21 protein-coding genes and 1 pseudogene are annotated in these 21,570 nt (G+C 60.6%); 9 read left to right on the top strand and 13 right to left on the bottom strand.

Features of this window, described 5'->3' with window-relative positions; all coding sequences use genetic code 11:
- Nucleotides 1-49: 49 nt before the first annotated feature.
- Genes GGQ67_RS18645 through GGQ67_RS18635 form a run of 3 tightly spaced genes read right to left on the bottom strand, consistent with a single transcriptional unit; the run spans nt 50 to nt 3,950 of the window.
- Complete coding sequence (locus GGQ67_RS18645; RefSeq protein WP_183901630.1) at nt 50-1,060, bottom strand: hydroxyacid dehydrogenase; 1,011 nt, start codon at nt 1,058-1,060, stop codon at nt 50-52.
- On the bottom strand, nt 1,057-2,913 hold the full coding sequence (locus tag GGQ67_RS18640; RefSeq protein ID WP_183901629.1) for a DUF2264 domain-containing protein: 1,857 nt from the start codon (nt 2,911-2,913) through the stop codon (nt 1,057-1,059). The genes GGQ67_RS18645 and GGQ67_RS18640 overlap by 4 nt, the downstream gene beginning before the upstream one ends.
- A gap of 2 nt (nt 2,914-2,915) precedes the next feature.
- The gene (locus GGQ67_RS18635) at nt 2,916-3,950 is read right to left on the bottom strand and encodes a LacI family DNA-binding transcriptional regulator (RefSeq protein ID WP_183901628.1); all 1,035 of its coding nucleotides are present in this window, start codon (nt 3,948-3,950) and stop codon (nt 2,916-2,918) included.
- Between the two features lie 137 nt (nt 3,951-4,087).
- Between GGQ67_RS18635 and GGQ67_RS18630 the strand changes: the two genes are divergently transcribed.
- Both GGQ67_RS18630 and GGQ67_RS18625 read left to right on the top strand, forming a co-directional pair.
- Complete coding sequence (locus tag GGQ67_RS18630) at nt 4,088-5,371, top strand: ABC transporter substrate-binding protein (RefSeq protein WP_183901627.1); 1,284 nt, start codon at nt 4,088-4,090, stop codon at nt 5,369-5,371.
- 74 nt (nt 5,372-5,445) lie between these two features.
- Nucleotides 5,446-6,096: a ThuA domain-containing protein gene (locus GGQ67_RS18625; RefSeq protein WP_183901626.1), complete on the top strand. Its 651-nt coding sequence runs from the start codon at nt 5,446-5,448 to the stop codon at nt 6,094-6,096.
- Nucleotides 6,097-6,168: 72 nt separating this feature from the next.
- Here the strand turns inward: GGQ67_RS18625 and GGQ67_RS18620 are convergent, their stop codons facing one another.
- Both GGQ67_RS18620 and GGQ67_RS18615 read right to left on the bottom strand, forming a co-directional pair.
- On the bottom strand, nt 6,169-6,540 hold the full coding sequence (locus GGQ67_RS18620) for a DUF2147 domain-containing protein (RefSeq protein WP_425503805.1): 372 nt from the start codon (nt 6,538-6,540) through the stop codon (nt 6,169-6,171).
- A 352-nt stretch (nt 6,541-6,892) separates the two neighbouring features.
- The gene (locus GGQ67_RS18615) at nt 6,893-7,204 is read right to left on the bottom strand and encodes a pentapeptide MXKDX repeat protein (protein ID WP_425503804.1); all 312 of its coding nucleotides are present in this window, start codon (nt 7,202-7,204) and stop codon (nt 6,893-6,895) included.
- A 227-nt stretch (nt 7,205-7,431) separates the two neighbouring features.
- Here GGQ67_RS18615 and GGQ67_RS18610 point away from each other — a divergent pair, with 227 nt between their 5' ends.
- The 4 genes from GGQ67_RS18610 to GGQ67_RS18595 all read left to right on the top strand — a co-directional run bounded on the left by GGQ67_RS18610 (nt 7,432) and on the right by GGQ67_RS18595 (nt 10,365).
- Nucleotides 7,432-8,232, top strand: a complete 801-nt coding sequence (locus GGQ67_RS18610; protein WP_183901624.1) for a DUF1295 domain-containing protein — start codon at nt 7,432-7,434, stop codon at nt 8,230-8,232.
- On the top strand, nt 8,229-9,257 hold the full coding sequence (locus GGQ67_RS18605; protein WP_183901623.1) for an SAM-dependent methyltransferase: 1,029 nt from the start codon (nt 8,229-8,231) through the stop codon (nt 9,255-9,257). The genes GGQ67_RS18610 and GGQ67_RS18605 overlap by 4 nt, the downstream gene beginning before the upstream one ends.
- On the top strand, nt 9,257-9,781 hold the full coding sequence (locus GGQ67_RS18600) for a hypothetical protein (protein WP_246400236.1): 525 nt from the start codon (nt 9,257-9,259) through the stop codon (nt 9,779-9,781). Before GGQ67_RS18605 ends, GGQ67_RS18600 begins: the two co-directional genes overlap by 1 nt.
- 89 nt (nt 9,782-9,870) lie before the next feature.
- Nucleotides 9,871-10,365, top strand: a complete 495-nt coding sequence (locus GGQ67_RS18595) for a lipocalin family protein (protein WP_246400238.1) — start codon at nt 9,871-9,873, stop codon at nt 10,363-10,365.
- A 184-nt stretch (nt 10,366-10,549) separates the two neighbouring features.
- On the opposite strand, the gene dhaL (GGQ67_RS18590) is transcribed toward GGQ67_RS18595, so the two are convergent.
- The 8 genes from dhaL (GGQ67_RS18590) to GGQ67_RS18555 all read right to left on the bottom strand — a co-directional run bounded on the left by dhaL (GGQ67_RS18590) (nt 10,550) and on the right by GGQ67_RS18555 (nt 19,602).
- The gene (gene dhaL / locus GGQ67_RS18590) at nt 10,550-11,191 is read right to left on the bottom strand and encodes a dihydroxyacetone kinase subunit DhaL (RefSeq protein WP_183901621.1); all 642 of its coding nucleotides are present in this window, start codon (nt 11,189-11,191) and stop codon (nt 10,550-10,552) included.
- Between the two features lie 57 nt (nt 11,192-11,248).
- Nucleotides 11,249-13,273 carry a bifunctional sugar-binding transcriptional regulator/dihydroxyacetone kinase subunit DhaK gene (locus tag GGQ67_RS18585; RefSeq protein WP_210279708.1) on the bottom strand — a complete coding sequence of 675 codons (2,025 nt, stop codon included), beginning with the start codon at nt 13,271-13,273 and terminating at the stop codon, nt 11,249-11,251.
- A gap of 200 nt (nt 13,274-13,473) precedes the next feature.
- A complete protein-coding gene (dhaL, locus tag GGQ67_RS18580; RefSeq protein WP_183901619.1) occupies nt 13,474-14,121 on the bottom strand; it encodes a dihydroxyacetone kinase subunit DhaL in 648 nt (215 codons plus the stop codon).
- An 11-nt stretch (nt 14,122-14,132) separates the two neighbouring features.
- On the bottom strand, nt 14,133-15,125 hold the full coding sequence (locus GGQ67_RS18575; RefSeq protein ID WP_183901618.1) for a dihydroxyacetone kinase subunit DhaK: 993 nt from the start codon (nt 15,123-15,125) through the stop codon (nt 14,133-14,135).
- Nucleotides 15,126-15,157: 32 nt separating this feature from the next.
- The gene (locus GGQ67_RS18570) at nt 15,158-15,931 is read right to left on the bottom strand and encodes an SDR family oxidoreductase (protein WP_183901617.1); all 774 of its coding nucleotides are present in this window, start codon (nt 15,929-15,931) and stop codon (nt 15,158-15,160) included.
- 62 nt (nt 15,932-15,993) lie between these two features.
- A complete protein-coding gene (locus GGQ67_RS18565) occupies nt 15,994-16,980 on the bottom strand; it encodes a substrate-binding domain-containing protein (protein WP_183901616.1) in 987 nt (328 codons plus the stop codon).
- 84 nt (nt 16,981-17,064) lie between these two features.
- Nucleotides 17,065-18,069: an ABC transporter permease subunit gene (locus tag GGQ67_RS18560; RefSeq protein WP_183901615.1), complete on the bottom strand. Its 1,005-nt coding sequence runs from the start codon at nt 18,067-18,069 to the stop codon at nt 17,065-17,067.
- 54 nt (nt 18,070-18,123) lie between these two features.
- Nucleotides 18,124-19,602 (bottom strand): ATP-binding cassette domain-containing protein, encoded by a 1,479-nt coding sequence (locus GGQ67_RS18555; RefSeq protein ID WP_183901614.1) that lies wholly within the window; start codon nt 19,600-19,602, stop codon nt 18,124-18,126.
- Between the two features lie 371 nt (nt 19,603-19,973).
- Between GGQ67_RS18555 and GGQ67_RS18550 the strand changes: the two are divergent.
- The 3 genes and pseudogenes from GGQ67_RS18550 to GGQ67_RS18540 all read left to right on the top strand — a co-directional run.
- Nucleotides 19,974-20,883 (top strand): annotated as a pseudogene (locus tag GGQ67_RS18550) (DDE-type integrase/transposase/recombinase); the annotation flags it as partial.
- Between the two features lie 66 nt (nt 20,884-20,949).
- The gene (locus GGQ67_RS18545) at nt 20,950-21,186 is read left to right on the top strand and encodes a hypothetical protein (RefSeq protein WP_183901613.1); all 237 of its coding nucleotides are present in this window, start codon (nt 20,950-20,952) and stop codon (nt 21,184-21,186) included.
- A gap of 34 nt (nt 21,187-21,220) precedes the next feature.
- Nucleotides 21,221-21,451: a hypothetical protein gene (locus GGQ67_RS18540; RefSeq protein ID WP_183901612.1), complete on the top strand. Its 231-nt coding sequence runs from the start codon at nt 21,221-21,223 to the stop codon at nt 21,449-21,451.
- Nucleotides 21,452-21,570 lie beyond the last annotated feature (119 nt).

Raw genomic sequence — 21,570 nt, 5'->3', positions numbered from 1 at the left:
ATCCATTGAACGGCTGGTCGAGCCGACTTGGCGCGAGCGCGAACGCCTCTCAAGCCATGGCATCGAGATCGGCGAGCGTAATCGCGTATTCCAGTGGCTGGCCGGTTAGGTATCGCTCTATTTCATCGACCGCCATTTCACCCAATCTCGTCCGCTCGAGGCCGACGGCGCCTGCGATATGGGGTGTCAAGAACACGTTAGGCAAATCGTAGAAGGCGGATGCCGGTTCCGGTATCTCAGGGTCGGTGACATCGATAATCGCGTCGATCCGGCCGGTCGAAAGCGTGGCGAGAAGTGCAGCCTCGTCGATGATGGCACCGCGTGCCGTATTGATGAGCGTCGCACCGTCCTTCATCAGCGCCAGCCCTTGGGCGTCGATCATATGTTGTGTCGATGGCAGCGAGGGCGCGTGCAACGACACGATGTCGGCACTGCGCATCAGGCTATCAAGATCAGCCTTTTCGGCGCCGACTGCCGCGCACTCGGATGCGCTCAATGTCGGGTCAAAAAGAATAATTTTGAAATTGAAGGGCTTCAGCAGCTCGATCACGCGCCGGCCGATGCGCGACGCGCCGATGATGCCGACGGTGCGGTCGTAATTTCCGATCGTAAGCCGCTGCATGGGGTGGGTGCGATCGCGGTTGCGGTCCGCGACGTAAGTGTCGCGAAATCGGAAAACCTGCTTGCCGGCAAAGAGTATGGCGGCAAGCGTGAATTCGGCCACCGGGACCGCGTTCGCCTCGGCCGCATGGCTGACGGTGATGCCCGCGCGAAATATGTCTTCGTCGATCAGCCCCTTCACCGTTCCCGCCGCATGAGCGATCATCTTCAGCCCCCCGGCTGCCGAAAGCACATCGCGGCCGACATAGGGAGCGCCCCATCCGGTTATGAGGATTTCCGTTTCGGGCAGTAGTCGCCTGGCGCGTTCGTCAGCGAAGGTCTGCAACGGCTCTCGGTCAAGCAATCGGCCCAGACTTCCCAGCCGGTCGAGAAGGCGATCGGGGAGAACGTGCTCCGTCCGCCCCGGGTGCATGGCAAGCGCGATACCCGGTCGGCTCATGGCATCTGCCCCGGCGCTTCGATGGCGCTGACGGTTATGCCGTCCTTGGTAACCCTTGCCTCGAGCGCGGAGATATCAGGTGCCGCCGGAGGCGTAGTCCATGCGCCGGAAGCCGCGGCCGGGTCATCCAACGCGAGCACGGCCGTGATGAGGACCGTCTCGCCGGCCGGGATTTCGCCGCGCAACTGAGGGACAAGCGTCTTGGCGACGATCAGGTTGGTATTCGGCAGAGCTTTCTGCGCCAGCCCGATTCGGCTCACCGTCGAACCCAGATCGACAATGCCGGAGAAATCGGCATCGCCAATGACGTGGGCACTGCCCGGCCCTGCCTCAAGTACGTCGAGATCGAAGTCTCGCTTGGCAATCGCAAAGCCACCTTCAGCCGTTTGCAGCGGCCGCGGCGAATTGATCCTGTGGACGCGGATGTGCCAGGGTGTCGCGGGAACCAGCCAGGTTTCGACGGAAACATCCTTGAATGGCGACCATCTCGAATAGAGCACGTCGCCGGCGAGCTTCGCCTCGGCGTTCGTCTCGCGCACGCGGTAGTGCAGTCCATTGTCGCTGAAGGCGAGCGCGGAATCGAAGGCACCACCGGCGAAGCTCCGTTCATCGGCTTCGACGCTGAAGCCATATCGCGCCGAGTAGGCAAATTTTGCATATTTCTCCGTGCCGAACCGCATCTGCAGGTTTTCTTGTCCAGAAGACAGCGCCACGACATCGCCACCGGCGCGCATCACTACCATGCCGGGATGGCGCTGCGGCGAGACGCTTTCGCTTGGTGCAGGCGCTTTCTCCTTCGCGGTCCAGAACGGGTGGTCATCCGCGATCGCCAGCGGCAGAAAGGCCTTGAACGCCCAATATGGCGATCCCGCCGAGTTGTAGCTTTCCGACATCAGCAGGTTTGGATAGCCGAAGCCGATCGACAGGATGCCATCGCGATTGGTCATCGGCTTGTCCTTCCACCAACGCAGATGCTGCAGGCAGAGATGCTTGATCTCGCCCCAGGGCAGTGCCTCCAGATCGGCAAGGGCGAGCGCTGACCAGAAGCCGGCGCAAGCGAAACGATAGGTGAGGCTGCGGCCGAAGGGGATGGTTGCGCCATCAGGTGCAAACCAGTTGCGGAAATCCCTGGCAAAGAGAGCGGCGCGCTCGCGGTAGCGCTTGGCGTAGTCGTCATCGACGAGCTTGGAATAGATCAGCCCATAGAAATGCATGGCAAAGGGGATGTAGTGGTCGACGCGGCGCACGTTGCCGTCGCGATACCAGCCGTCACCGATATAGAAGCCTTCAAGCTCATCGAGGTATTGCCTCGTCAGGCTGCGATCGAACTCGGCGCCGACGCGATCGAGGGCAATGTCGACGAAGATGCGGAAGAATTTCCAGTTGTTATCCGCATAATCGAATTGCCGCGCATGCTTGAGATAGGCGATGACATTTGCCCGCGCCCGCTTGCTCAGAGGCTCCCAGATCTTGTCGGGGACAAGCGCCAGCGCGAAACCTAGCGCCGCGAGCTCGACCATTCGCTGGTCGCGCCCGTTGACTGTGCCCCAATATTCCGGGTGTTCGGGATCCGTGCCGTTCGCCAGCCCCTCCGCAAAACGCCGCCAGTGGGCAAAGTCGCCCTTTCCCGCTCCAAGCGGCGCCAGCCCCCAAAGAGGGCGGGCAAACCCTTCCAGGTCCGCGGCCGCGCGATCAAAATGGGCGCCGGCACCATCCAGCCGAACACGTGCATTCCCCTTTAAAAAATAGGGAAGCAACGGATCGAAGAGGTCGAGAAGCGCGCGGCTCATGTCCTCGCGCGTCTCCAGCGGGTTGCCTGCTAACGGATTGGCGCTGGCCGGATCATAGGTCATCTCTATCGCTCATCGGTTTTCGGCATTGGTACGGTGCCGCCCACAACGGGGACGACCGCATGACATACGTGGCGGGCAGGCGCTGACCGATCATGGAACCTGTCGATCATCAGGCCGACGGCTTCGCGCCCGAGAGCGCCCCGATCAACACGCATGGTGGAAAGCGGCGGATTGGTCATCAAGGCGCAGGGCAGATCGTCGAAGCCGACGAGCGCGAAGTCTTCCGGCACACGAAGGCCCGCCTCGGTGACGGCTTCCAGAACACCGACCGCTATGAAGTCGTTCATGCAGAAGGCGGCGGTAAAGCCCTCGTTCTCATCCAGGATGGCGCCCATCAATTCGTGGGCTTCCCGGCTGGCGCTGCCTTGGAAACTCATCGGAACCATCCTGCTCGCGGCTCCCTCCACCGAGGCGATCGCCGCGTCGAAGCCCCTGACGCGTTCGCGGATGGTGTGGCGATGGGAACCGGTGAAATGCAGGATCTTCCGATGTCCAGCCGCAAGCAAACGTTCGCCGGCCTGGAGGGCGCCGAAGAAGTTGGCGGGAGAGACACCGTCGAGGCGAAGTTGCGGATCGGTGCCGTTGACGAGCACGACGGGGATTTTATCGGCCTCGATCCACTGTCGCAACGCGGTGTTGGGGTCGATGCCAACAAGAAACAAGCCTTCTGCGTTGGTGGCCTTCATTTGGTCGCGAATGACATCAGGCATCGCGCGATCCTCACGGACCAGCCTGACTTCGAAGGACATTCCCGCGTCCGCCGCACCCGCCCGCAAGCCTTCGACGATCGCTTCGTAAAAGACACTGAGCCCGCCGGTCGCACCGTCGCTGGCAATCAAGGCGAGGCCGCCCGGCATCGGCTCGGAAATCCCCTTCGTCTGGTAGCCGTGCTCGGCCGCGACCCGCAGTATATGCTGCCGAACACTTTCGCTGATGCCCGGCTCATTCGCCAGCACACGCGACACGGTCGATACGGAAACGCCTGCGGCGGCGGCAATATCGGCCTGACGCGGCCGCTTTGATTTGATCTCGTTCATAAACACAGAGTTATGCAAATTATGCAAATTTGCAATAGAAAGATATTTTATTGCAAACAGAAAGTTTTTGCGTAATCTTCCCGCCATATGCCCAAAAGGCGTTGGAGGACGCCGGGCAGACAACCGGAGGAATCAGCATGCAGATCAATCGACGTTCATTTCTGATGGGCTCCGCCGGCGTGGCGACCGGCCTTGCACTCGGCGCCGGCGTTCCGGCCTTTGCGGCGGACACACAGCTGCGCGCCATGTGGTGGGGCTCGAACGATCGGGCAAAGCGCACGCTCGATGTCGCCAGGCTTTATCAGGGCAAGACGCCTGATGTGTCCATCATCGGCGAATCTCTTAGCGGGGACGGATACTGGACCAAGCTCGCGACACAGATGGCCGGCCGCTCGATCGCGGATGTGTTTCAGCTCGAGCCAGGAACGATCTCCGACTACTCCAAGCGCGGCGCCTGCCTCCCGCTCGATGAATTCGTACCCTCGACATTGAAGGTCGATGCCTTCGGCAAGGACATGCTGAAACTGACGACCGTGGACGAAAAACTCTATGGCGTGGGCCTTGGCCTTAATTCCTTCGCGCTCTTCTTCGATCAGACGGCATTCGAGACGGCGGGCATCCCGTTGCCCACGCCGGATCTCACCTGGGACGAGTACGCCAAGCTGGCGGTCGAGCTCACAAAGGCGGTCGGCAAGACCAATTATGCGGGCGGCCCCTACGGCGCGCGCTACACCTACGTGTTCGACGCCTGGCTGCGCCAGCGCGGAAAGAGCCTCTACAAGGATGCGGCGCTTGGCTTCGACGTCGAGGACGCCAAGGAGTGGTACAGCTTCTGGGAGGACCTGCGGAAGAAGGGCGGAACCGTCGCCGCCGACGTGCAGACGCTGGACCAGAATACGATCGACACCAATTGCCTCGCGCTCGGCAAGTCGGCGATGGGCATGGCCTATTCCAATCAGCTCGTCGGCTACCAGCTCCTTTCGAAGAACAAGCTGGCCATCACGATGCTGCCCCGCGAGAAGAAGGGCGGCTCGTCCGGCCACTACTATCGCCCGGCTCTCATCTGGAGCGTCGGCGCGACCACGAAGAACGGCGAAGCCGCGGCGCAGTTCATCAGCTTCTTCGTCAATGACCCGGAGGCCGGCAAGATTCTCGGTGTCGAACGCGGCGTGCCGCTTTCGCCGGCAGTCCGCGAGGCGATTTTGCCGAACCTGAACCCAACGGAGCAGGATACCGTGAAATACGTGAACCTGCTCAAGGATCAGGTGGGCGACTACCCGGCACCCGCACCTTTGGGATCGACCGAGTTCGACCAGCGCGTCCTGCGCCCGATCGCCGACGAGCTGGCGTTCGAGCGCACCACGCCTGCCGAAGCGGCGGCGCGGTTGGTCGAGGAAGGGAAGGCCACGATCCGCAGCTGAGGTCGTTACATCGTATTGAACCGCCGGCGCACCATGGCCCCGGCGGTTCAACGTATCAAGGATAAGGACAGATCATGCGCAAGGCGATCATCGTTTGGGGCGGCTGGAAGGGTCATGAGCCGGAGCAATGCGCTCGCATCGTAGCCAGCCTGCTCGGCGAAGACGGCTTTCAGACTGAGGTCACCGACGATCTCGGCATATTCGGTTCACCGAGGCTCGCTCATGCGGATCTTCTCGTGCCCGTAATCACGGGTGAAAGCCTCGAAAAGGCCCATGCCGACGCCCTCGTGGAAGCCGTACGCGGAGGGCTTGGGCTTGGTGGACATCATGGCTCACTCGCGACCTCATTCAAGGAAAGCGCGCCGTTCCGCTATGTCTCCGGCGTGACCTGGGTCGCCCATCCCGGCAACATCATCGATTTTCGCGTCGCGGTTACCCGCCCGGAAGACCCTGTGATGCGAGACATTCCGGATTTCGACTATCGGTCCGAGCAGTATTACCTGCACTACGATCCCTCGATCGAAATCCTCGCGACCACCACCTTCACCGGCAAACATGACCCTACGGCCAGCAACGTCACCATGCCGGTCGTCTTCAAACGCCGATTTGGCGCAGGCCGCGTCTTCTATTCCGCCCTCGGCCACGTCGCCGGCGAGTTCGATCATCCCCACATGCCGCTGATACTACGGCGAGGCCTGAACTGGGCCGCACGCCGCCAGCTATGATTGCGCTAAGTTTCGCGGTAAATCGTCGTATTGATTTTTCTGTCACCTCTTTCATCGCAATATCTTCCGCATTCAATTGATCCGGGTCCAATCAACGCCCTTGCATAGCAGCCCGGCTACGACGCACCCTTTCGTGGTCATCTTGTCTCCATTGATTGTCACGGTCAGCTTGTAGGTTAGATTGCGTTGCGGATCGAAGGCTGTTCCGGCGTAGCCTCCGTCGGCGTCCGGATTGATGGTCATCACCAGCCTGTCGCCCGCCTTTTCCTTGGGCGTCCCCGGTTTGATCCAGGTGTTTGTGGCGCAGATGTCCGATCCACAGGGGGCGATCCTGACCTTGGCATTGCCATCGCCGCGCGCCCATTGGCCGTCGATATCGGCAGCATTGACCGTGGTGAAGGCGCAGAGGCCGAACACGATTGCCGCTGGTGTCGTCTTCATCATGCTCGTTTCTCCTCTTGGCGGTGGGTTGCGCGTGCTCGATCGTGGCGAGCCCGACATAGCCTGGAAATCCCAGTGCCAACGACCGCACCATTCAATTTCAGGCTATCCGCCCCTCTGTTTGCCAGTTCCATCAATGCCTGCGCCTCAGCGGCTCGATTACTCGCTCTTGACATTTGTACGAGGGCCGAAGGCCAAGAGTTTCATGGCGGGCATATTAATTTCGAGAGATTCCGCCGGGCTAAAACAAGGGCCACGGTCTCTTATTGGGTGATAGACGGGGATATGGCCAAGAGAGATGAGAGAGGATGCCGGCGGCGCTCCTGCGAGGACGACAGCGGGAGCGCCATCGCAATCACTTCATGGCATCACAATGCTTCATCATGTCGGCCTTCTTCATGCTGTCTTTTTCCATCCCGGCCTTGTGAACGCAGTCAGCCTTCGTGCCGCCCATCTTCATGCTGTCGGCCTTCATGGATCCGGACATCATATTGTCGGTCTTCGTCATGTTCGATTTCATGCTTTCGGGTTTCTTCATCGAATCCATACTCGACTGAGCACTGGCGCCGCCGGCGATCAGCGAAACCCCGATAAGCGTGGCACTGGCGAAGGTGGTGAAAAGACGCGTATTCATGGTGGGCCTCCCAAATGCTGCCCGCCGCACCATGCGACGGGGTCACATGCCTTCGTTCGCAGCCGCCCGGTGAATTGTTACAGCCATCACGCGCCTGTGATTATGGAATGCCGAAACAACTGGCCTTTTGGCGCCCCGATGCGGCGTCGCGAGTTTCATAGAGGACTTTGATTTCCGAAGATTTTTTGTCCGGAATGAAACTAAGAGGCGCTCCCTCCCGTAGAGACAACACCCACTTTCGGGTCCACACGGGAGGGCTGATGGACATTCTGCTCCTGGTCGTCATCGCAATCTGGTTGTCGCTGGCCATGACCGGCGCGTGGGCAATACAACGCGCGACCGGGCGGAGCGGTTGGATCGACACAATATGGTCGGCCGCCGTGGGTGTCGGAGGTGTTGTCGCTGTCTCGTTCGCCGGTGGCGACTTCGACCGCCGCGTCGCCCTTTTGATAGTCATCAGCGCCTGGTCGCTAAGGCTCGCAAGCCATATAGGCTCGCGCACCAGAGGTGCGGCTGAAGATCCTCGTTATGCAAAATTCATCGAAGACTGGGGCGACCGCGCAGCATGGCGATTGTTCGCCTTCCTGCAGATACAGGCATTGGCCGCGTTCGTTCTGGTCCTGGCCGTCTATCTCGCCGCAGCCAATGACCGACCGTTTCCAGGGGCCATCGACGCTCTGGCCATACTCCTCGCCATCATCGCGCTAGGCGGCGAAGCCATTTCCGACGCCCAGCTCGCCCGCTTCCGTAGAACGCCCGAGGCAAAGACGGAAGTCTGCGAGATCGGGTTCTGGCGCTACTCGCGCCATCCCAACTACTTCTTCGAATGGCTTTTCTGGTGTTGCTGGCCGCTGTTTGCGTCGACCGGATCGATCTGGAACGGTCTGTCGCTGTTGGCGCCACTGATGATGTACTGGCTGCTGGTTCATGTTTCCGGCGTTCCGCCGCTTGAGGAGCACATGCTGCGCTCGCGCGGCGACAAATTCCGTGCGCTGCAGCGCCGGGTCAACGCCTTCTTCCCAGGTCCTCGCAAATCCACCGCTCACGGAGAAAAAGAATGAACATGCTGGCATTCGCCATCAACACTGCCGAGCGCGCGCCGCTCACCGACGCAATGACCCTGGCCGGCATCGATTTTCTCTGCGCACGCACCAAACACAAGCTCGCGGCAACGACGACGGATACCGAGCGCGATTTCGTCCAGATCATGAACCACTTTCCGGTCGCGACCCATACGTACGAGGCCAATCGCCAGCACTATGAGGTGCCGGCCGACTTTTTCGCGGCAGCGCTTGGCCCGCAGCGCAAATACTCCTGTTGCCTTTATCCGACGCCCGATACGACGCTCGCGGACGCGGAAATCCTGGCGCTTGCCGACACCGTCTCGAACGCGGCGATCGAAGACGGCATGACGATCCTCGAGCTCGGCTGTGGTTGGGGTTCGCTTTCGCTTTATCTCGCGCGACGATTTCCAAACTCGCGCATCACAAGCGTTTCGAACTCGGCCTCGCAGCGCGCCCATATTCTCGACGTCGCACGGCGGGATGGTTTGACCAACCTTGACGTCATCACCGCCGATATGAACCATTTCACCACGGAGGCTAAGTTTGACCGTATCGTGTCCGTGGAGATGTTCGAGCACATGTCCAACTGGCGCACGCTTCTCGAGCGCGTCCGCAACTGGGTGAAGCCTGACGGCAGACTGTTCCTGCACGTCTTCACCCACAAGGATCGCTCCTACAGGTTCGATCCCAACGACCCGTCCGACTGGATTGCCCAGCACTTCTTTACCGGCGGAATCATGCCCGCGCACGACCTGCCGCATCGCTTCGGCGATCTGTTCAAGGTGGAAAAGGAATGGCGTTGGTCGGGAACACACTATCGTCGCACAGCGCTGGACTGGCTGGCGAACTTTGACGGCAATATTCATCGAGTTCAGCCAATCCTTGCCAGGGTGTATGGCAAGGACGCACGCCGCTGGCAGCGCCGCTGGCGGCTGTTTTTCCTGTCGACAGCAGGACTGTTCGGGCATGATAACGGCAAGGTCTGGGGTGTCGGCCACTATCTGCTGGCGCCGACCAGATGATGTCCCAGAACCGCAATCAGCTCGACTCAACGACGCAGGCGACCATTACGATTGCGTGGGTCATCATGCTGAACAAGCCCTTCTATCCTGTCTATGTCTGGTATCTGGTCGGCAATGGCGTGGTGGCGTCGCTCGGCACATTGCTCTCGGCGCCGCTCTTCCTGGCGATCCCGTTTTTGGCCAGACGATCGCCATTGACAGCTCGGATCGCGCTGCCACTGATCGGCACGCTCGACACCTTGTTCGAAACGAAACTCTTCGGCTCGGCTTCAGGCACGGAGTTGTACTTCGCCGCCTGCATCATGCTCGTCGCGCTGTCGTTCCAGGCACACGAAAAGTGGTGGCAACGTGGAATGGCCGTGCTTGTCTTTGCCGTCTTCGTGTTCTCGCGGAATTTTATCGGCGTGCCGCTTTACGTCTGGTCTGCGCCGGAGCTCGCCACCCTCTTCAATCTGAATGCCTTCGCCGTCGCCAGCCTGTTGGCGTTTATCGCCCTTCGACATGCAGGGGTCGCAAGGACATGAAACGAAGTTGATCGCACGACAACCAGAACGAATTGGAGCGCAGTATGCAGAAGATCCATAGCTGGTGTTTTGCTGCGGCAGTCGCACTGATGTCATTATCGAGCCCGGTGCTGTCAGCGCAGGCCGAACCGCGGCCGGTTGCAGTCGCCATGGACCACTATCGTGGGACATGGCTTGAGATCGGCCGCCGGCCCATGTGGCTGACCGATGGCTGCGTTGCGGGCTATTCGACCTACAAGCCCGGAAGGACGCAAGGCGAGGTCCAGGTGGAAGACGGTTGCCACGTCCGCACTCCCGGCGGGCAGCTGAAGACCGTCAAGGGTGGAGGACGGATCCTCGATCTCGGGCACGGCAATGCCAAGATGCGCGTCAGATATCCCTTCTTCATCACATTCAACTATTGGGTCCTTTACAAATCCCCCGATAAATCGTGGTTCATAAGTGCCGATCCCAAGATGCGAAACCTTTGGATCTACGCGCGCGCCGTGCCTTCAAAGGCAAAACTGAAGGTGATGATAAGCAAGGCGAGCCAACTCGGCTATGATGTCAGAAAGCTTGAGTTTCCCGCACAGTCCGGGCGCTGAGTGGCCAATGGCCGCTTCAGCGAGCCACGTTGCGATGCTGCTCGATATTGTAGTGATCGACATATTGATCGCTCGGCGGGCGCACACCGAAACAAGGGTTTCGGAACCGACTTCAAGGGACACGCATCCGAGGTGTGCCGCCCAAGACCGGGCGGCACCCTTTCAAGCTGTCATCCGACAAAGCTCAATCCGTGAAAACCTCTGTCATCGCTTTCAAAATAAGAACCGCGGACGCTGCTCCTGGGTCGACGTGGCCGAGTGACCTCTCGCCCAATCTGGCGGCGCGGCCGCGTACCGCGACCATCGACCGCGTGGCCATCGCCCCTCCCTCGCCTGCTGTTACGACATCGCGCCACAGTTCAGCAGGCCCGCTCGCACGCTCCAGTGCAGCACCGCCCGCTTCTGCCGCCGGGATCCAGGTGTCGAGCATGGTCTTGTCGCCACGTTGGCCCTTGCCTCGCTCTTGAATTCCGAGTGCTATCGCCTGCAACACGGCAACCTGGCCAGCGGCATCCAGAGACTGGCGCAATTCCAACGCCTTTGCAGCGTGCAAAAAGGCTGTCGCGTACAAGGGGCCAGTCGAGGCCCCGACTGCATTGAGGAACACAGAGGCGGCGATTGTCATCACGGCCGATGGCGGCATGTCGTCAAGATCGGATCGCGCCAGTTCACTGGAAACGGCGCCAAAGCCGAGCAGCATGGTAATGCCGTGGTCGGCGTCGCCAATCGCACCGTCAAGCTCGGTCAGGTAATCTTTCTCCGTGGCAATCAGGCTGGATATCCGGTTGAACATCCGGTTCAGTTTGCGCGCATCGTTCTCTGCCATCGTTTCCCCTCCCATCGTCAGAACGCTCCCGGCGGCGAGCCGGGCGCACTCTGCTTCTTACGTTATCTTCAAGACTGCGGTGTCACATGGATGATGCAGCAGTCCCGTCAGTTCCTCATCCAGTTCCATGATGGAGATCGACGCCCCGACCATGTCGAGTGACGTACAATAATGACCGATCCAGTTTGCCTCGATGGCGATGCCCTTGGCGCTCAAGCGCTGCTCTACGCGACGGAACAAGACATAGAGCTCCATCATCGGCGTTGCCCCGAACGAATTGACAAGGACGGCGACACGGCTGCCTTCGACCGCTTTCATCTCGGCGAAAATCCGATCCATCACCTTGTCGACGATCTCGTCAGCGCTGATCATCTTCTCGCGAATGACGCCCGGCTCACCATGGATACCCATGCCGAACTCGATATCCTTCGCTCCGATCTCAAAGTTGGGACGCTGGGTCTGCGGCATCGAACACGCCTCGAGCGCCACGCCAACCGTAAAAGTCCGCATGTTCGCCTTGCGGGTCACGGCCTCGCAAAGACCGAGCGACAGACCGCGATCGCAGGCCGCACCGGCGATCTTGAAGGTGAAGAAATTACCGGCCACGCCGCGGCGGCCATCGCGGTCCTCGATCGGCGAAGAGGTGATGTCGTCGGTGGTCAGAACCGTTCGGATTGGAATACCCGCCGTCTCGGCCATCTCCGCGGCCATCTCGAAGTTCATCACGTCGCCGGCATAGTTGCCGTAAACGAAAAGAACGCCCTCGCCACCCGATGCCGCCTTGGCGCAATGGAGGATGGGGATCGGAGGAGGCGACGAGAAGATGTTTCCGACCGCAACGGCATCGGCAAGCCCCTTGCCGACGTAACCCAGAAAGCCCGGCTCGTGTCCGGATCCACCGCCAATGACCAGGCCGACCTTTCCTGATCTTGGCCCGTCCCGCGCGATCAGGGCACGATTGGATTTGTCGATCGGCGACAGATATTTGCGATGCGCACGCACCACGCCATCCAGCATCTCCTCGACGATCTTGTCCGGATCGTTCAGAAACTTCTTCACGCGCATTCGCGTCGCGGATGGCAACGGCGCCTGACTTTCGGGCCGCAGACGCTGCGATGACCGCTGATCGATATCGGTCACGCCATCGGCGTTGAGAATGCCACGGCCGGTCGCGGCATCAGTAATCAGTACGTTGACATAGCCTCCGCGCAAAGCCGCGAGGATAGCCGGCACCTTGTCGAAGCCGCCTGCGGCAGCGATACGCAAATCGATGTTCTTGAGCATATCAAGGGAAATACCGATCGTCCGATCGTCGAGCGGCCCTGCCACCGCGCGTCCGTGCACATCGATGAAGCGACCGGCCACCACGCCGACGGCGCCCTTGGCAAGATAATCCTGTAGCGGAACGGATTCGAAAAAGCCGCTGGTGTGAATGGTGGAATTGGGACGCAGCGACGAAATGCCGAAGAGCGCCTTGTTGGCTCTGGCAAGTGCCTCGAACTGGCTCTCGATCAGGGGCTCGTGCAGAAAAGCATCGCGCACGGCGGGAGCGGAGACAATCGCGGGCGCGGAAATATTGATCAGCTTGCCGTTTACGGCGTTGGCGAGCGCCGCCGCACAGAGCTCGGGAGTATACGCGAAGCTCGCGCGCGTGCCGCCGGTCGCCTGCACGACCGTCACGTCCTGCAATCCTGCAACCTCCGCATGCTCGCTGATCGCGAGTACCGTACGCCCCCACGACACGGCGATCGTATCGCCCGACTTGAACAGCCGGTGCAACGCCTGACCGCCTGCGGCGCCGATCCTGTCGATCAACGGCCGGGCGGTATCCTCGCTCGGAACAACAAGACAGTCAGCAAGGCCAAAATGCCTTTTGAGCGCTTGTGCAACGGTGAGCGATGCAAGCCTGGCCGGCTCGATCGCGATATTAACGATGCCGCGATCCCGCGCGTCAGCGAGATAGCTGTTGACGGTTGCGCGAGATATGCCCATGACGTCGGCAATCTCGCCCTGCGTCAATCCGTCCTCGTAATAGAGCCAGCACGCCCAGACATAGGGGTCGTCGCCATAGCGCAGCGGCATGGCATCGGGTGCCTGTGCGAGATCGCTCTTGCCTGCGCCGGCTTTTCTCGCCTGCTGTGTCTTAACCGTTGCCACTCTGGAATAAACTCCCGCTTACAATTGCCGGGAAGATGCCGCCAATGCGGCCCGTTTGCAACCGCGCGGCACGCGACCCGCCGCCAAAGGACGGGCCGCGCTGTCTTGGGAGACAGACTGCAAGATCAAGCGTTTTCCAGGCGAGAAGAGACGCCCACGGAAATCTCCTTCAAAATGAGAGCACAGGAGGTGGCGCCGGCGTCGAGAATGCCGAGCGACCGCTCGCCGAGACGGCTGGCGCGGCCAATTTTCGCGACGAGGTCGATCGTCGAATCGCGCCCCTTCTCAGCGGCATCGGCCAAGGCCGTGAGCGCGTCCGCGAATGACTTTCCAGACGCCGTCGCCTCATCGAAGGCATTCACAGCCGGGACGAAGGCGTCGATCAGCGTCTTGTCGCCGACCTTGGCAGACCCGATCGACTGGATGCCATCAAGACCTGCGTGGAGCATCTGACTGAAGAGCCTCGCATCGACGTCTTCCTTGCCTTCGAGCGTCTCACCGAATTCCGTGAACATGACCCCATAAAGTGGCCCCATCGAGCCGCCGATCTCCGTCATCAGCAGCGTGCCGAGCGTTTCAAAGGCACCACTGAGCGAGGAATCCTGCCCCTTCAGTCGCTCCGCCGCCATGCCAAAGCCCTTGGCCATGTTGACGCCGTGGTCGCCATCGCCGATCTTGCCGTCGATCTCGCTGAGATAGGCTCGATTTTCGATGATGCGTTCCGCCAGCGAAAGGACGATCGCACCCGCCGAGGCGTTCTTGAAAGTTTGCATGTCAGCGTTCCTCAGAGCAACATTGTGCAGGACGTTTCGAGGTCGAGAAGTGGCTTGGTCTCGGCATCGAGCGCAAAAACCGTCAACGTCGCGCCGACCATTTCAAGCGACGTGAAATAGTTGCCGACATAGGTTTTGTAGACGACGAGCCCGCGGCCGGTGATCTCGCTCTCGATGGTATCGTTCAGGATATAAAGTTCGTTGAGCGGTGTGGCGCCCAAGCCCGAAACAAGGACCGCAACCTCCGTGCCAGCGGGAAGATTGTGATCATCAAGAACGATCCTGCACATATCCTTGGCGACTTCAGCGGCCGGCTTCAGTGGCTCGACACGCACGCCGGGTTCGCCGTGGTGGCCGATGCCGACTTCCATCGTGCCCGGCTCGATCTGGAAATTCGGATGGCCGACGGCCGGCAACGTGCATGGGCCGAGGCCAACGCCGATTGAGCGGCAGTTGTCGATCGCCTTCTGCGCAGCCGCGCGAACCTCTTCGAGACTGCCGCCTTGCGTCGCCTTGGCGCTGCCGATCTTCCACATGAAGATCTCGCCGGCAACACCGCGGCGCTTTTCGCGCTCCGACGGCGACGCCGAGCAGACGTCGTCATTGGCAACGACGGTCGCGACCTCGATACCGTCCTTGGCGGCGAGCTTCGTCGCCATCTTCACGTTCATGTTGTCGCCGGCATAATTGCCGTAGAGGCAGACGACCCCCGCTCCGCCATTGGCCTCGCGGATGGCATCGTGAAAGCTCTTGGCGGTCGGGGAGGAAAACAATTCGCCGATGGCAACGGCATCAAGCATGTTCTTGCCGGTGTAGCCCATGAAGCCCGGCTCGTGGCCGGAGCCGCCGCCAGTAATGACGCCGACCTTGCCGCTCACCGGTGCATTCCTGGCGACAACCACGCGCGGATTTTCGGCAAGCCGCACGATATCGGAATGGGCCTTGATGAAGCCCTTGACTGTATCCTCGACGACGAGATCGGGATTGTTGACGAACCGTTGCATGAAGTCTCCTTGAAATGTCCTGGCGCTTCGGCTCAGAGAATTGTGTAGCCGCCATCGATCAGAAGATCGGCGCCATTGATCATGTTCGCGCCGTCCGAAACCAGGAAGACGGCGGCGGCAGCGATCTCTTCGGGATAGGCGAAGCGGCCGGTGGGAATGCGCTTCTTGGCGGCCTCTCCCTTTTCGCCAGCCCAGGCCTTCTTGCCGAGCTCGGTCAGGACCACGGTCGGCGAAATGGTATTGACTGTGATGCCGTATTTGCCCCATTCGGCGGCGAAGGTCTTCGACATGCCGATGACGCCGAACTTCGAGGCGCAGTAGGCGACGTGCTCCTCGATCGCGACGGTGCCCGCCTGCGACGCGAGGTTGATGATTTTACCGCCGTTTCCTGTAGCGATCATGGCGCGGCCGACAGCCTGGGTGACGAGAAAGCTGCCCTTGAGATTGATGTTGATCGTCTTGTCCCAGTAGTCGAGCGACAGATCTTCGGCTGGCGCCAGGAAGACGACGCCGGCGCTGTTGACGGCGATGTCGATGCGGCCGAACGCGGCGACGACATCCGATATGGCCCGATTGACCGAGACCGGCTGTGAGACGTCACAGACGAAGGATTTCGCACCGCCACCGAGCGCGGCCGCCTTGGCAGCGGCGATATCGGCATTGATATCGAGCACGGCCACCGTGGCGCCTTTGGCGGTCAGCGCGTCGGAAATCGCCGAGCCGATCCCGGACGCGGCGCCAGTCACGACGGCGATCTTGCCCGTCAGGGGGAAATTGAGGTCAATCTGGGGAGCAGCTTCTGTCATCTCTTCAAGCCCTTGCGATGTGGATGCCAGGGCGGCGTGACACCGCCCTGGCTTTGCGTTCGTTACTTGCGGGATTCGAGCAGTTTGTCGGCATTGTCCTTTGTGACTGGGGTCCAAGGAACCAGATAGTCCTTGGATGCGCCGTCTTCCCACTTCATTTCCGGATACTGGGTCCAGATCGCCGACTGCGGCTTGGCGTCCTTGGTCGCCGCCTTGATGGCGACATCCAGCGCGCCCTGCGCTTGCGCGTTGGCATCCTGCAGAATCGATGCCATCTCGCCACGCTTGACGGCGTTGATTGCGTCTGTGACGCCATCGACCCCGGCGATCGCGAAGTCCTCGACCTTGAGCTTCGCAGCCTTGATCGCCTCAATCGCGCCGAGCGCCATTTCATCGTTCTGGCCGATAACGCCGTTGATCTGGCCTGGGTAGGACGTAAGCCAGTTTTCCATCAACGTCTGGGCCTCGGCACGCGACCAGTTGGCCGTCTGCTTTGCCAAGACCTTGACATCAGGGCACGCCTTTAGTGCCTTCTCGTTGCCTTCCAGGCGTTGAATCTGGCCGGACTGGCCGATCGGACCTTCGAGGATGACGAGGTTGCCCTTGCAACCCATCTTGTCGAGAACTGCCTTGGCTTCCAGCTCGCCGGCTTCGACGTCATTGGAGCCGACATAGGAGGTCAAGAGATCCGAATTCACGCGAGCATTGGAGCCGACGACCGGGATGCCGGCATCAGCGGCGGCCTGCACGGCGGCGGCACCGGCTTCGACGTCCATCGGCACGAAGATGATAGCGTCGAACTTCTGGGTGATCATGGTGTTGAACTGCTCCTGCTGGACCAGCGCATCATAACGACCGTCAAACACCGTCAGTTCCACCTGACCGCTCTTGACCGCCGGGTGCTGCTTCAGCGCGGCCGACCAGATCTGCATGAACTCGGCATTCAAACCATAGGTCGTGGCGCCGATCTTCAGCTTCTTTTCCTGCGCCATGGCCGGCGCAGCAAGGATCGCCGCACTGGCGATAAGTGCGAGCATCAACTTCTTCATCTGTTTCTCCTCCATAGAGATGTCCGGTCGCCGGTATGACGCGCGGTTTGCCAACGGATCGCGGATGCGATCCGAATTATCAGGTCAGAGACCTTGATTTCGCTTCTGGTCCAGCATGACGGCGCCGACGATGAGCGCGCCCTTGAGCACCTGCTGGTAGTAGGATTGGATACCCATCAGATCGAGACCGTTGTTCATGACGCCAATGATGAGCGCGCCGATCAGCGTTCCAGTCACGCGACCGACACCACCCGAGAGGCTGGTGCCGCCGATGACGACCGCTGCGATGGCATCGAGTTCGTAGGCGATACCGGCCTGCGGCAGCGCCGATCCGGTGCGGGCCGAGAGCATCATGCCGGCGAGGCCTGCAAGCGAGCCCGAGATACCGTAGACGGCGAAACGGATGCGCGTAACGTTGATGCCCGAGGTGATCGCCGCATGCGGGTTGCCGCCAACGGCATAGATGTAGCGGCCGAAACGGGTGCGCGTCAGGACCCACCAGGAGACGATGAAGACGACGGCAAGGATCACCACCGGCATGGGCACGCCGAGGATGTTTCCGGTTCCGATCCAGCGGAATTCCGGGATCAGCGCCGGAACAGGCTTTCCACCGCCGTAGATCAGAGTCATGCCGCGTGCCGCCGACAGCATGCCGAGCGTGGCAACGAAGGCGGGCACGGCGAAGCGGGAAACAATGAAGCCGACGATGGCGCCACACGCCAAGCCGACGCCGATACCGACCAGCAGAGCAACGGCCGCCGGATACGGCGCGCCAGCGATGCCTGCCGTCGCCGACGTCGTGACGAAGCTGGCGCTGACGATGCCCGCGAGCGCCACGACCGACCCAACCGACAGATCGATGCCGCGCGTCAGGATGACGAAGGTCATGCCGATCGCGAGAACACCGTTGATCGACGTCTGCAGGAGCACGTTCGAGATATTGCCGGCCGTGAGGAAGTACTCGTTGGACAGCGACAGGATCACAGACAGAAGCAGGAAGGCGAGAAAGATGCCGTATTCCTGAATGAGCAGCCTGCGGCGATCCGAGTTGAACCAGCCCGTCGTTGGTTTGTTATCTGTAAGGGACACTGTTTCTGACCTCTTCCCATGCCGATCCGTATTGAGAAATTCGCGATGCGCCGATTACGTCGACAGATGCACCAGCGCCTGCGCGTCGGTCTCGGACCGCGGGTAGACGCCCGCCGAGCGACCATTGCGCATGACAAGAATGCGGTCGGACATGCCGAGCACCTCGTCTATCTCCGATGAAATCATCACCACCGTGCCTCCCGTGGCCGCGAATTCGCAGATGATGCGATAGATCTCGCGCTTGGCGCCGACATCGACGCCGCGCGTCGGCTCGTCCAGAAGCAACACCTTCGGGTTGCGCAGGAACCACTTGCCGAGAACGACCTTCTGCTGGTTGCCGCCTGACAGCCCCGAGACCGCCATGGTGTCGCGCGCGGTCTTGATACCAAACCGTTCGATCATCTTTTGGCTGGCAGCCTGCTCCTGGCCGCGACGCATGACGAAGCCCGGGCTGAATTCCGGCAGGCTGGCGAGCGCGATGTTGCCCCTGACGCTGTCGACGAGATTGAGGCCCGTCAGCTTGCGATCCTCGGTGACAAAGGCAAGCCCGTGCGCCATCGCGTCGACCGGCTTGCTGACGGTGATCGCCTCGCCATCAAGCTTGATCTCGCCCTTGTCCATCCGGTCGAGACCGAACAGGCAATTGAATATCTCCGAGCGGCCGGACCCCATAAGCCCGTAAATGCCGAAAATCTCGCCTTTCCTGACGGAGAAGGATACATCCTCAACCTTGCCGCTTGCGCTCAACCCCGTGACCTCAAGCCCGGTGACGTCAGTCGGTGTGTTGGTCTTGACATATTCCTCGCCGAGTTCACGGCCGACGATCATGCGGATCAATTCAGGACGATCGATATTTGCAAGGTCGCCAGCACCGATATACAAACCATCCCGGAACACGGTGTAGGCATCGGCGATCTGGAAAATCTCGGACAGGCGGTGGGAGACGTAAACGACACCCTTTCCGGCAGCTTTCAATCGCTCGATGGTCTTGAAAAGCTGCTGCGCTTCCTTCTCGCCGATCGCCGAGGTCGGCTCGTCCATGAAGATTACTTCAGCATCGTGGCTCAGCGCCTTGGCGATCTCGACCAGCTGGATCTGCGCAACCGACAGATTCATCATGAACTGCGTTGGGCGGATATTGAACTCGAGCTGTTCCAGTAGCCGCTGAGCATTCTGGTTCATCGTCTTGAAGTCGATGCCACCGAAACGACCCGAGGGCTCCCGGCCGAGATAGATGTTTTCCGCGACCGTCATGTGCGGCACGGGGCTGAGCTCCTGCTCGATGATGGCGATGCCCGATGCCAAGGCCGCCGCGGGACCGGAAAACTCAACATCCACACCTCGTCGCCGAATAGACCCGGCATCGCGCTTGTGAATACCCATCAGGATCTTGAGGAAGGTGGATTTTCCGGCGCCGTTGCCACCGCACAGCGCATGAACGGACCCAGCCTTGAGCTGAAACCGGCCATCGCGCAGAGCCGCAACACCATTGAAAGACTTTTTCAGCCCTTCGACATCGAGAAGATATTCCACCTCAACCCCTCCCAACATCGGCCACCGGTCAGATGGAACGATGGATCATCGCGCCCTCTCCATTGGAGCGATTTTTACAAGTGTCAGCGACATTTCGACAAATGTCAATCACGCAATTGCTCGTTTCTTGAAGTGGAGTTTTGTTGTCGAACAGTCCGGCTGCGAAGACGCCGAGAGCGACGTGTTCGACAGGGCGCGCGCGAGGCCCGGAATAGCCAGCGCTGCGATGTGAGAGCAAAGTGCTGATTGCCACCAAGACACCACGAACGCGGCGCGGCACCTCGGCTAATTGCCTCGGATAAAATTGATGCCCGCAAGCGTGCCCTTCGCACGCCATGGTCCGACGTCCGCTGTCGACGGCTATCGTCGCGCTTTTGCTCCGCCGACCAGCCGGCGACGTGCCCACCCCGGCCACAAGCACGGTGCATGCGGTGCTCGACCGGTACGGCCTTGTGAGCCAGGCCCGCAAGAGGAACCGGGCGAACAAGGCCGTGGGCACGGCGCTGTCGACGGGTCGGTCCCAACGACCTGTGGTGCGCCGATTTCAAGGGCGAGTTCAAGCTCGGCGACGGCCGATATTGTTACCCCCTGACAATCACCGACCAGGCATCGCGCTATCTGCTGTGCTGCGAAGCCTTCGAGACGACCCGCGAACGCGGCGTTTTCGATGCCTTCGCGCGGGTCTTCGCCGAACGCGGCCTGCCGCTTGCCATCCGCTCCGACAACGGCCTGCCATTCGCCAGCCCGAATGGGCTCTACAATCTCTCCAAGCTGTCGGTCTGGTGGCTCAGGCTCGGCATCGCCGTCGAACGCATCCGCCCCGGCCATCCGCAGGAGAACGGCCGCCATGAACGCATGCACCTGACGCTGAAAAAGGAAGCCACCCGACCGCCGGGACGCAATATCCTGCGGCAGCAGATGCGCTTCGACGCATTCATCAGCGAATTCAATACGGAGAGACCGCACGAGGCCCTGTCGATGAAGGTGCCGGCCGAGCTATACGAGGCCTCGCCGCGCCCCTACGAAGGACTGCCCGAGATCAGCTACCTCTTCCACGACCGCGATGCCATCGTCACCAATTGCGGGCGTCTGTGCATCCATCGCAAGAAGATCAACATCTCGACCGTCATGGCCGGCCAGAAACTCGGCCTCAAGGAAGCCGACGACGGCATTTGGCTCGTCAGCTTCCTGCGCTATGATCTCGGATATATCGACCTCGAACAGAGGACACTGCAAACAATCGACAACCCGTTCGGCACGAGGTTGTTACCTATGTCTTAGGTACGGATTGTTACCTTGGACTCGGGCTGTAGAGAGGCCGCTCGAATAACGCATGGACTACAGACTTTGACGATACGCTACCTATGGACCCTCGACCGCGCTGGTCAGCAGTCCCGTAATGGCCTTGCGACTGAGAACGAACTCTTCAAGTTGCTGAATAGAGAATCCCTGCCCTGTGTGATGCCCGCGGATTGGCTCTTGGCGACGATGCAAATCGATATGGAAGGCAGCGGCCTTTCGATCCACGAGTCCAAGCACAATCCCGAAGACACTTGGAAACTTGAATTGAAACTGGCGGCGTGAAGCCGCGGGCAACGCAGAAAGCCGGAGCATGACGATGACTGAACCCACCGTGGAGAATGCGACGAAGCGCATCTATGAATCGCTTCAGGCTGACAACGTCGACATCGACGAGCGCATTGCAGACCTGAAGACTGCGCTGACGCGTGCAGGTCAAAAGGAAGCCGTGTTCGACCCCGCCAAGCTCGTGCAGAGCAATCGGGAGGGCCGGAAACGGATGAAGGCCTATTTTCGCCAGCGCGGGGTGGCGGTTACGTTCTCGGACTGACGCAGATATGTTCGAAGCCATGCCGACACCTGCTACGAGAGCCGCTTCATCCCAGACAATATGACCCATCCGCGCCCTCGCAACCGTCGAAGACGATGGCGGTAATTGCGGAGAAGTCC

The sequence above is a fragment of the Rhizobium metallidurans genome (assembly GCF_014196505.1).
Taxonomy (GTDB): Bacteria; Pseudomonadota; Alphaproteobacteria; order Rhizobiales; family Rhizobiaceae; genus Rhizobium; species Rhizobium metallidurans.
This window is presented reverse-complemented; position numbering and strand designations above follow the sequence as displayed.